Source organism: Desulfosporosinus sp. I2 (assembly GCF_000960765.1).
Classification (GTDB): domain Bacteria; phylum Bacillota; class Desulfitobacteriia; order Desulfitobacteriales; family Desulfitobacteriaceae; genus Desulfosporosinus.
On the sequence record NZ_JYNH01000139.1, the window covers coordinates 1 to 12342 of the forward strand.

General features: G+C 37.1%; 8 protein-coding genes and 1 pseudogene. 8 read left to right on the plus strand and 1 reads right to left on the minus strand.

Annotation, left to right across the window (positions count from 1 at the left end):
* Nucleotides 1-115: 115 nt before the first annotated feature.
* The gene (locus tag UF75_RS21085; protein WP_045576527.1) at nucleotides 116-370 is read left to right on the plus strand and encodes a hypothetical protein; all 255 of its coding nucleotides are present in this window, start codon (nucleotides 116-118) and stop codon (nucleotides 368-370) included.
* Between the two features lie 456 nt (nucleotides 371-826).
* On the opposite strand, the pseudogene UF75_RS21090 reads toward UF75_RS21085, so the two are convergent.
* Nucleotides 827-2124 (minus strand): annotated as a pseudogene (locus tag UF75_RS21090) (IS110 family transposase).
* Between the two features lie 377 nt (nucleotides 2125-2501).
* Between UF75_RS21090 and UF75_RS30440 the strand changes: the two are divergent.
* The 7 genes from UF75_RS30440 to UF75_RS21125 form a co-directional block, all read left to right on the plus strand.
* Nucleotides 2502-3545 (plus strand): HNH endonuclease, encoded by a 1044-nt coding sequence (locus UF75_RS30440; RefSeq protein WP_052693503.1) that lies wholly within the window; start codon nucleotides 2502-2504, stop codon nucleotides 3543-3545.
* Nucleotides 3546-3793: 248 nt separating this feature from the next.
* Nucleotides 3794-5893, plus strand: a complete 2100-nt coding sequence (locus UF75_RS21100; protein ID WP_045576528.1) for an SNF2-related protein — start codon at nucleotides 3794-3796, stop codon at nucleotides 5891-5893.
* A 61-nt stretch (nucleotides 5894-5954) separates the two neighbouring features.
* A complete protein-coding gene (locus UF75_RS29375) occupies nucleotides 5955-6899 on the plus strand; it encodes a C-terminal helicase domain-containing protein (protein WP_242860372.1) in 945 nt (314 codons plus the stop codon).
* 12 nt (nucleotides 6900-6911) lie between these two features.
* On the plus strand, nucleotides 6912-10193 hold the full coding sequence (locus tag UF75_RS21110) for a type ISP restriction/modification enzyme (protein WP_045576530.1): 3282 nt from the start codon (nucleotides 6912-6914) through the stop codon (nucleotides 10191-10193).
* Between the two features lie 353 nt (nucleotides 10194-10546).
* Nucleotides 10547-10768, plus strand: a complete 222-nt coding sequence (locus tag UF75_RS21115) for a YdbC family protein (protein ID WP_045576531.1) — start codon at nucleotides 10547-10549, stop codon at nucleotides 10766-10768.
* A 314-nt stretch (nucleotides 10769-11082) separates the two neighbouring features.
* Complete coding sequence (locus UF75_RS21120; RefSeq protein ID WP_045576532.1) at nucleotides 11083-11466, plus strand: hypothetical protein; 384 nt, start codon at nucleotides 11083-11085, stop codon at nucleotides 11464-11466.
* Nucleotides 11467-11490: 24 nt separating this feature from the next.
* Nucleotides 11491-12342, plus strand: an 852-nt coding sequence (locus tag UF75_RS21125; protein ID WP_045576533.1) for a hypothetical protein, incomplete at its 3' end; no start/stop codon positions are given.

The following is a 12342-nucleotide window of genomic DNA, read 5'->3' on the forward strand; positions in this document are numbered from 1 at the left end:
TTTCAAAGCTATGTGCAGTAATATTAATAATTTCCTCAATCACAATACAACTAACAGTCTTGATTTACAAAGAGGGTAGCATGATATAATCTCCCTGAAAGGGGATGGAATTAAAATGCCAAAAGGTGACAAGTATATCGACCTAACGAACTATCTGAAAAATAAAAAGGGCAACAGTGCAAAGTTAGCTTTTCAGGAAATAGAAACTATTCTTGGTTTTAAGTTACCCTCTACTGCAAGATCGCATCGAGAGTGGTGGGCAAATGATCATACCCATTCACAAGCTGTAGCTTGGCAAAATGCTGGCTATAAAACACAGGATGTAAGTATGTTGAATGAGGAAGTATCCTTTGTTGTAAAAATCAGTTAGATTTGACTGAAAGAAAACCTCTGCTGTTTGACGGTAGAGGCTTTCTTGCTTTTCCGACACATTTTACGCCATAGTTTTATTTCCATTTATCTTTATAGGTATGCTAAAACGAGAGGAATATTTAGACCAGCTAATAAAAGTCAAGGGTTTGTTCGATTATTTGTTATGTTTTTCGATTCCGAAAATAGGGTATTGGAAACTAAGCCATTGAAAAATCCGAACAATGACCTTAATGCTATTAGAAGCCCATTTTAGAGAAACGGGACGCTCGGCGCTAGCCAGGCAAACTCTCTTTCAATTTGGGGTAACTCTCTGGGGTAAAAGAGACTTTGCAGTCTTCAAGCGTTTGGGTGTCGTGCACGTGTCAATGGGATGATGGCGAGCATATCCTCGGTCTAACGCCCTCCGGTATCCCTCGTATCACCCTTGACACGATCCGAATCTGTCGTATCCAACTTAAGCAACTGCCGGTTGAGGTTTTGTTGCCCTCCAAGTCTGATGATCTTCAGGTCTTTTAATCACAAAGGGCTCTTGGTCACGAAGAACGGCAAAGATGTAGTGGAGAAGTTTGTGCATGACGGCCACGAGAGCCACCTTTTTCTTCTTGTTGACGCATTTTGACGTGTAGAACTCTCTTAGAACTGGGTTGATCTCCTTACCATTGCGTGTTGTTCTAATGGAGGCCATGGCGATGGTAAAAAGAATCCTTCTCCCAATTCGTGTGCCTCGTTTAGAGATCTTGTTTCGGTCCCCGTTGAATTTACCGGACTGATTGACCGAGGGATCAAGACCAAAGAATGCCGTAAAGGCTTTAGGGGATTTGAAAAGACTAAAGTCCCCGATCTCAGCAATCAGCGTAGCGGCCGTCAAGAAGCCAACACCTGGTATATCGTCAAGAAGCTCAACATTCCGGCGTGCCTCAACTGGGAATTCTTTGGAATCAATCATCTTGTGGATTTGTGCCTCAATGCCATTTAAGCTTGCCTGCATGTGTTCTATCCCATCAATATGAAACTTGATCTTAGTATCAAGCAATGAGAATTCACTGGGCATAGAAGAAGCAAGCTGAGCACAATCACGAAGCAGCGCCACCTTGTTAGAGGCCCACTCAGAGCTCTTACGACTGGTTTTCGAGATTAACAGAGTGAGATCATCGGTGTCGGCTTCGCGAAGAGCACTAGGAGAAGGATAGCTCCTAAGAACTGATAAGGCCGTCTTTCCAAAGGGTCCAGAGAACACGCCAAGGAATCCAGGGAAAAGCAAGTAGAGATCCGTACAAAGCCTGTTTTTCATCTCAGTGAGCATATCTGCAACGGCGTAATACTCCCTCGTCATCATGCGCAAAGCAAGAATTTGTGGTTCAGGGATCATGGAAACTTTAATGTCTTGGTATTTAGCAAGTCGAGCAATGGCTTCAGAATCTTTATTATCATTTTTCACTTTTCTTAAGTCGAAATTCTTGGTAGAATGGACGCACAAAGGGTTAACGACAAAACCTTTGAGGTCATTCGATTTCAAGAAGAAGAAGAGTGGTAAATGAAAGATACCCGTAGATTCTACGAAGTAGATGGGCTTTCGATTTAACCGCTCTTCTTCTTTTTAAGAATATCCAGCAGTTTGCGAAAGCCGGCAGGATTGTGATCGATCCTAAACGGTTTACGGATGAGTTCCCCGGTGGGTGCTAACATGGCAACAATAGAGAATTCAGAAGAAACATCGATTCCGACCACGAAGTCGTTAAGAAACTGAGACAAGGGAACACCAACCTTTCAAACAGATGAATCAGAGCATCCACTGAGGAAGAATGTCAAACAACCTTGCATTTGAAACGGGTAACACTAATGTAGTGACCCAACCAGCTAAACATTGAATCATTCTTGTGGAGTGACACGCTATTTTACGGATAAGCCTCAAAATGAGGGATCCAGGGAGGACGCACATCTATCTCTCTGACAAAAGTGATTATAACACGATATTTAGTGGTTGAGATCCAGCGTGTCAACTAATTCATCTGAACATTAAGGAGTAAGTTATTAAGGAACGTTCGGGTTGGTTTTCAACCATCAACCCTATATCTATCTTACAAGGGAGTGTGTAGAATCTTTGAGTATAAACCTTTGGAGGGGTGATCATGCCAAAACAGAGCAAGGGGTCTAAGCTATGTAGCGAATGGGGATTGGTGGCAAAACAATGCCTTTATAGTGAGTGGGGTAATTATTACGGTCTTATTAAATTGTATCCTGCTGCTCTGTTAGATTCAAACGGATACTTATATTTAGAATCTTCTAACGCACTTAATATCCCTGGGATAAAAATAGGAAAACGCATAAACGTACCAAAACGTATTTCTAGTCTCCCTGGATATGTGAAAATGAAACAAGAAAATATTATTGCCTCTCAAGATGTTAATTACTTGAACATGGATGATATAGAATACAAAGATGAGTCGCTTATAACAAAATCGCAATGGAAAGATATTTTACAAAATAATAGAATAGCTCATGAGCTTGATATAAAAACAGTTCTTGTCGTCTTTAACAGTTCGCTACATAGATCAACTGCAACTGAAATAGCAGAAATACTTGGCGAAAAAGACTATCACATTATATCAGGTGGAAATATCAGTTTTTCGAGGAGAATATGCGAAACCTTTAATATTAAACCGCCCAAAAATAGTGACGGAGGCAATAGATGGTGGACTATACCTTATTGGGGTTCTCCGACTGGTGATGGAAAGTACTTTTATATATTAAGACCAGAATTAAAAGAAGCAATCGAAGAATTGATATCAGAAGGAAAGATATGCAACAGAGCACAAGAAATGTCTACAATAGCGGAAGAAATATCAGAAAAGGAAGCGATACATTTATTTGAAGGAGCAAAAAAGCAAATTACGGTTAATGCATATGAGCGAAATCCCGAAGCAAGACGAGAATGTATCAAGGAGTATGGGTATAAATGCAGTGTGTGTGGATTTGATTTTGCAGAATCTTATGGGGATATTGGTATAGGATTTATTGAAGTTCACCACTTGAAGCCATTGAACGAGATCAATAAGAAATATGAAGTAAATCCATTAACCGATTTGAGACCTATATGCCCCAATTGTCATTCAATGCTGCATAGATCACATCTCTCCATTGAGAAATTAAGAGATATACTAAAAAAGAGATAGAGTGTCACTTATTTTAAAGGGCATCTGCTAGAGGCAGGTGCTTTTTAATATGGGTGAATTACAGGAAATCTCTGAAAAGTTAAGAAACAAGCTATACTTTCATGCTATTATTGGTTTATGCTAAAGGAAGTATTTAACAAGGAAGATTATGACTCGGAAAAATGTCCATAGGCTGTGGTAAAATGGGTCGTACCGCAGAAGTGATTTAATTTAAGTATAGTTATAGGTATTGGAGGTATTTTGAAATTATGGTATATCAAAACCTTTTCATAGTTGATAATAGTAAAACAGAATGGTCGGTCAAAAGATATTTGAAAGACTGGTGTGATATTTCCTATAAAATGGATGTTGCTACTGGCTATTTTGAAATAGGGGGTCTCCTTGAAATTGACGGAAAGTGGCAAGGATTAGAAAAGATTCGAGTCCTTTTCGGCGATGAGGTAACAAAGCGAACAAAAGAAGTGTTTGAAAAGGCGTTAATTGAAATATTGGGAAGACTTGATAATAGTATAGAATCGGAAAAAGACACAAATGAATTTTTAGTAGGTGTTCCTTCTATTGTTGAGGCAATGAAGAATAACAAAATTGAATGTAGAGTTTATAAAAAAAATAAATTCCATGCAAAGGCATATATAACGTATTTAAAGCAAGATTATCATCTACACTTAGCAGAAGTAATGAATATACCGACTGGGTATGCATTAGTTGGCTCAAGTAATTTTACTAAGCCAGGCTTAAACCTGAATATCGAGCTTAACGTTCAAGTTAGGAATGAAGTTGATCAACTTCAAGAATGGTTTGAACATCATTGGAATCAAGCGGAAGATATTACTCCGGATCTATTAGTAGTCATGGAGAAACACTCGAAAGAATATTCACCATATGATCTTTATTTACGGTCAATGTATGAATATTTTAAGGGGCAAGGTCAATCAGTATCAGACTGGGAGCGAAATATTTCGGTTATTTATCCTGTTTTGGCGCAATATCAAAAAGATGGATACCATTCGTTAATAAAAATTGCAAACAAATATAAGGGCGCTTTTTTATGTGACGGCGTAGGTTTGGGCAAAACTTTTGTTGGCTTAATGCTTATAGAAAGGCTTGTAATGAAGGAAAGGAAGAATGTTGTTCTAATAGTACCGGCTTCTGCAAGAATTTCAGTATGGGAAGTGAATATTAGAAAATATATACCTCAAATTTTAGATGGATTCTATTCCTTCAAGGTTATTAATTACACTGATTTACTTCTAGATAAAAACCAAAACCTTATGCAAAAGATTGCTGAACAGGCAGAATGTATCATTATTGATGAAGCTCATCACTTTAGAAATCGGGGATCAAATAGATATAGAAAACTTTTTGAAATGATTGGTATTGGAAGTGATAAACAGTTATTTATGCTCACGGCAACACCAATTAATAATAGCTTCCTTGATTTCCAACACTTAATAGAGCTTTTTACACAGAGAACTGATAATTACTTTAAAGAACCACCACTTGGTATTCATAGCTTGGCTGGTCATTTCAGAAAAATGGAAAAGAATTTGGACGAATTAATTAATAATATCACATTAGATGCGGCAGATTTTCCTGATGAAGTAGATACCATTTTTAAAGGGGACAACCTAGTAAATGAAATTGTTGTTCAAAGAAGTAGGGCTTATGTAAAGAAAAGTCTAAACGTGCTAGAAAATTCAAAGGTTCTTTTCCCTAATAGACTTCCGCCAGAAGTTGCAGATTACTCATTAAAAAAGAGTTATGGGAAGTTAATTGAGCATTTTATAGATTCATTTTATAAAGTGGATAAACTTACAAAAACCCCAAGGCCCATATTGTACCTTGCGGTCTATTGTCCATACGAAAAGTCCTATTTTACTGGAGATATAAATAACGTCGATGAAATGAAAAAAGGACGACAAATGCAAGTAGTAAATTTAATTAGGTTACTACTTTTAAAAAGGTTTGAAAGTTCTGCTATAGCATTTGAGGAGACTTGCATAAAAATATTTATTAGATTACAGAAATTCCTAAAAGATTATAAGAACAGTGAAAATGAGAGGATAATAGGAAACTTTTTTAAAAGAAAAGAGAAAATAATTGATTATATTAATCAAAAGTATTTTGAAGAATACAACTTAGAAATTGAAGATGTAGAGGATGACCTGCCAGATTATGTATGGAATGTTGAAGAAAACCTCTCTGAAAAGGATTTTGATATTCAACAAATGATATCTGATACGGTGAGTGATCTTGAAGTATTAGCAACATTTATTGATGATATTCTTAACTTTTCTGCTGAGAATGATGACAAACTTAAAGTTTTAAAGGATTTGTTAAAAAAATGATGAAAAACTTAAAAATAAGAAAGTAATAATATTCACGGAATACAGGTCAACTGCTAAATACATTTATAAAGAGCTTCAAAAGGAAGGGCTTGAGGGTCTTTATGAGCTTGATGGTCAAAGTAAGGTCGACCGAAGAGATGTAATCGTAAGATTTTCACCATATTATAATGATTCTTCGTCAAGTGAAATAAAAGATGAAATAAATATATTAATTTCTACTGATGTGCTAGCTGAAGGCTTAAATCTTCAGGATGCAACATGTTTAATAAACTATGAGCTTCATTGGAATCCTGTTCGATTAATGCAGAGAGTTGGGCGTGTTGACAGAAGAAGAAATCAGGATATTGAGCTTAAACTCTTATCAGACCACCCTGACATTATAGATGATAGAGACGATATTCATTTCTGGAACTTCCTACCACCAGATGAGCTTGAAAAGCTATTATTACTCTATTCAACCGTATCGAAGAAAACTTTAAGAATTTCTAGAGCTTTTGGTATAGAAGGAAAGCAACTTTTAACTCCCTCAGATGACTATGACACTTTAAAAGATTTCAATAGTGCTTATGAGGGAACCGAAACAAAAGAAGAGGAAATGGTACTGGCTTATGAATCTCTCATTAAAGATAATCCTGAGTATGAATCCAATATAAATAGTTTGCCCGTGAGGATGTATAGTGGAAAAAAGAAAAGTGATATCAAAGGAATCTTCTTCTGCTATAAATTGCCAATAAAAAATCAGGACGGAGAATGGTCGATAGATGAGGGCATATGTAAATGGTATGTATACAACTCTGATCAGAAATCTATAACGGAGTTTGCTTTCGGCATATGGAAGGAAATCTGCTGTGATAAAAGTGAAAACAGAATTCTAACTGTAACTGCGGAAGGCTTTAGTGAGATAAGAAAATTATTAGAAAATTATATAAAAAGAACCTACTTAAAATCAGTGCAAGCTCCAATAGGCGTTAAACAAAAGCTGACTACATGGATGGAATTATATTGAGGAGGAAGATTTGTGGTAAGCAAATTAAGGGATGTAAATGATTTTGAAACACTTGTAGAATATTTTATCACAGAGCTTAACTGGCCTTTGGACATTACCAATATTGAAGACTTAGATGATCTAACTTTTGAATATGAGCCTGATGAACTTGGACTTTCTGATGTCTTTGCAGCGAAGATTCAATCAATTAAGCAGTTGAGACCGTTGAACGATAATCAACCATGGGGCATTTTCTATATTGAATTTGAACGTAAACATATTCCTGTATTGGCTTTAAGGAAAATATTATCTCAGTTGATTCCCTCAAAGCGAGTAAATATAATTGACCATGCTGTTTGGGAAAAGCAAGATTTGCTATTCTTATGTTTTTTCGGCGATGTTGATAATAGAGCTGTTGGGTTTGCTCATTTTTCTGAAGGAAAGGGAAGACTCCCGACTCTCAAAACATTTTATTATGAGCCTAAAAATGAGATAAATTATAATTTTGAAGAAGATATAAGAAAATTGAAATGGCCAGATAATGCAAACGATATTGAAAATTGGAGAACTAAATGGGAGGGGGCCTTTACTCGAAAACACAAGCAGGTAGTAACTGATTCTAAAACCTTATCTTCTGAACTTGCAAACCTGGCGGTTAAAACTCGTAATCTAATCATGCAAGTTTTTGAAATTGAAACAAATAGGGGATACTTACATGGTCTTTATGAGAAGTTTAAGGTGATGTTAATTCATGATTTAACTATAGAACAATTCGCCGATATGTATGCCCAAACCGTAGCTTACGGTTTATTCTCGGCACGATGTATGGATACGGACGATCACTTTAATCCGGAGGAAGCCATTGAGCACATCCCCAATACCAACCCGTTTTTGAAGAAGCTCATGAAAGAGTGCCTTGCCCAAAAAAACAGCAAGCTGTCCTTTGACGAGCTAGAGCTAAACGAAATCGTCGAGCTTTTGAAGAACACCGATACAAATAGAATATTGGATGACTTCAACCGTCAAACCGGTGGCGGTAAGGAAGACCCCGTCATCTATTTTTACGAAGGCTTTCTGAACGCCTATGAAAGCGAACAAAAAAAGCGCCGTGGTGTTTATTATACGCCCCAGCCCGTGGTCAATTTCATTGTCCGAGCTGTAGATGATATTTTGAAGACCGAGTTTGGTTATGCAAACGGCTTGGCATCCACCGAAACCAAGACAATCAGCATTCGGCGAGAGAGCAAGAGAAAAATTGACGGGATGATAAAGATAGTAGACGATACAGATGAAGTCCCAGCCATTCAAATCCTCGATCCGGCAACCGGCACAGGCACGTTTCTCCGTCAAACCATTCTGCAGATTTGGGACAACTTCAAGGTGCAGAATATGGGAAAATCGGAGGAAGAAGTAAAAAGGCATTGGAACGAATATGTGCCAAAGCATCTTTTGCCGCGCTTAAACGGCTTTGAACTGATGATGGCTCCGTATGCAGTAGCCCACATGAAGCTGGCAATGGTTTTGAAAGAAACCGGCTATGATTTCATCGGTGACGAGCGCGTCAATGTTTTCCTTACCAACTCGCTTGAAGAAGCCGGAAATGCATCAATGCAAGCTGCTCTTTGGGAAGACCCATTGGCGACCGAGTCCATTGAGGCGAATCAGGCGAAATGTAATATAGGGATAAATGTAGTGATTGGCAATCCACCATATAATGTTAGCAGCTCAAATCGCAATGAATGGATTCAGGATTTAATTACAATTTACAAAGAAGGTCTTAATGAACGAAAAATCAATTTGGATGATGACTACATCAAATTCATTCGATTTGGACAAAGTGTTGTTGATAAAACTTGTAATGGTATATTAGCCTATATTACAAATAACAGTTTTATCGGTGGTGTTACTCATCGAAAAATGAGAAAGACACTAATGGAATCGTTTACAAAGATATACCTAATTAATCTGCATGGCGATTCTAACAGACGCGAATCATGCCCTGACGGAAGCAAGGACGAGAATGTTTTTGACATACAACAAGGAGTAAGTATTAGTCTGTTTGTTAAAAATAAGAAATCACTAACCAATTGTGAGGTCTATTATACTGATGTTTTCGGTGTTCGAGAAATAAAGAGCTCGTTGCTTGGAAACAGTAGGTTGAAGGATATTTGCTGGCAGAAGATTCAACCGAATGATCCATATTATTTCTTTGGAAACAAAGATTATAGCCAAAGCAATAAGTACGAAGAGGGTTTCTCAGTTAATGATCTATTCATCAATAAAAACACTGGAATTCAGACTAAAAACGACAAACTCACAATTGGCTTTAAAAAAAGTGATACTCAACTAGTTGTTAATGATTTCAAATGCCTTCAAAAATTCGAAATAGAAAAGAAGTATGGTAGTAAAAGTGGCACATGGTCTATCGAAAGTGCACAAAGTGATCTTTCAACAAACGAATACACAATTGTACCAATTCTCTTTAGACCATTTGATATTCGTTATACAGCATTGACGACACGATCTGGAGGTTTTTTAGGTCGTCCAAGATATACCACTATGTGTCATATGATACATTCCAACAATGTGGCATTATTAGTTGGTAGACAGAACAAGTCCGAGACAATTGATAGCTTCTTAGTCACTAATTGTGTTTCCGAAATGAAGTGTGCAGAAAGAACCATTCAGTCATACCACTTGCCACTATTTGTAGTTTCTAAGACTTATCAAGGAAGTAAATTAATCCCCAATCTAAGCGAGCCAATTGTGAAAAATATTTCAAATTCATTGGGGCTATCTTTATCTCAAAATGTAATTATTGATTCTGAATATTCGTTCTCTTCACTTGATTTGCTTGACTATATTTACGCTGTTCTCTATTCAAACAGATATAGGGAAAGATATCGAGAATTGCTGAAAATCGACTTTCCCCGTGTGCCCTATCCAACCGATCAGGAGATGTTCTGGAAGCTGGTGGAGTTGGGTAGATATTTACGACAACTGCATCTGATGGAGTCACCAGCGCTGGACAACCTGATAACAAGCTACCCTGCGGGAGGTAGCAATGTGGTGGAAAATCCGATCTATAAAGACGGTGCTATATTTATCAATAAAGACGGTCAGGGATTTTTCGGTGTGCCACAGGTGGCTTGGGAGTTTTATATCGGCGGTTACCAACCAGCACAGAAATGGCTGAAAGACCGCAAAGGTATGGCAGTAACCAAGGATGATATACTGCATTATCAGAAAATAATCGTGGCGCTCACTGAAACCGACCGGATCATGAAAGAGATTGATGGGGTAATAGAGTTCTAGTCAGTTACTGTAGTTTATCAACGAAGAACGAGGATTTTAATATGTCATAAAATCGTATTTATTGGCAGTTATATAAATGGTTCTTTCATTTAACATCCTCGAAGTGCGCCAGGATCAGCCGTCAAATGCTGCGGGATAACTAAGGCTGGATGATTAGTCCAAAGGTATACTTGAAGCAATGACTTAGATAGTCATTGGCTAGAAGTAAATACTAGGTTGTCCACTGTATTAGATGATCAAGGAGGAAATATGGTACTCAGTACCGATAGGTAGTGGGAGGCATGGCGCAAGTTTCTTTAAGCAATATAATGAATGTCAAATCAAATCAAATCAAGAATAAGGAGTTGTAAATTATGCCAGAAATCAAATTTGAAATCAAAGAAACAATCGGTGTCCTATCGGAATCAGCAAAAGGCTGGACCAAGGAACTGAGTCTTGTTAGTTGGAATGATGCGGCTCCAAAGTATGACATTCGGGAATGGTCTCCGGATCATGCTAAGATGGGCAAAGGTGTTACATTGACTTCGGAGGAGCTAAAGAAGTTAAGGGATCTGCTGAATGGAATTAATCTGTAAATTCTTAATTCGTGTGCAAGATGTCTATTTAAATTTATAACAACTTTCCCCTGCTCTCATGAAGTGTAGGGGGATTTTGTTGACCTCAATTCACTGTTTCGCCATGTTTCGCCGTCAATTAGGAATATAGTTGTCGTCAGGGACAACCCTTTTTGAGTGGCGATTATAGAAATACATAACAATTTGTTTCAATGAAGTGTGTGTGAATAATATGCTCCGCGAGAGCCATCGACATATCCAGTGTGTAACATATTTTTGTCCGTGGCAGGTGGTATTGTTATATTTAGGCAAAAAGAAAGGGAGGGATTATAAGGATGAAGTATTTTGGACAAGACGAATTGTATGTGTTAGCAGAATGTGATAGCTGTGGTAGAGTTCTTAAAATGAAAAGGGAAAACCTAACTCCAACCGGAAGTGGATTTAACATCAATTCAAATTCAAAGTGTCCCTGTGGTAGAGGGTGTTTAACAATTGAAGGAAAACCTACCAGTAAAGTTGCGAGTACTACTAATGGTAGCCAATTAAAATGCCCTAAATGCAAATCAACTAATTTAACTGCAAACAACAAAGGGTTTGGTTTAGGTAAAGCAGCGGTAGGTGGGATTTTGCTAGGGCCTGTTGGATTGTTAGGTGGATTAGTTGGGAGTAAAAAAGCAGTATTTATTTGTTTAAAATGTGGAAATCAATTTCAAAAATAGAATTCAACAAGGAGGGTTAATAGCATGCCACTAGAATTTCAAACGGCAGAAGATAGCGTAATCAACTGTAAATGTAATTCATGCGGAAAGATTATCTCCGTAGACAAAACGCAACTTAGATATCAAAGCCCTATGATATATGACATTTTAAAACCTGGTATTAAATGCGAATGTGGTAGTTATTACACCAGCGTAAATAATGTCAAGACACTGAAACCAAATGAAAAAACCAGTATTAAGAATGGTAATAGCCATATATTACTAAAAATAAAGCAAAACAAACTCATCGCTACAGGTATAATCATCGTGTTACTTTTTGTCTCATACTCGATAATTAATTCAGTAGTAGAAAATAATCACTTACAAACATCCGTAAGTAAATTTCTTACTAATATTGATTATATCGACTCTTGGAAGATTTCGGGTAATGAATTAACCATTCAAGCAAATAATAAATATGAACAATTTGATACAAAAACTAAATATCTTAAAGGTGACGATATATATGATAGATTCTCTTCTGCTCTTATTGAAGCAAAACATCCCAAAATAGATCTAACTGATACAACTTATAGTTATGTTAAATCAAAAGCAGTAAAAATAAAACATAATGAAGGGACGGACATTATTAACTACTCAGGTTTAAAAATGGCTAATGGTCAGACATTTGATTCTTATGATATTAATCCAATACAAGCCACTATAACGTCTGACAACACATCGCAATCTTCTTCGAGTGTTATTCCTAGCGATAGCGATAAAGCATTTGCTTGGACGGCTGCAGAATCTGCTGTAGAAAAATCCCTAAAAGCACCATCAACTGCAAAGTTTCCATTTAGTTACAATGGCCAGGATATTAAGCAAACCTCTTACAAT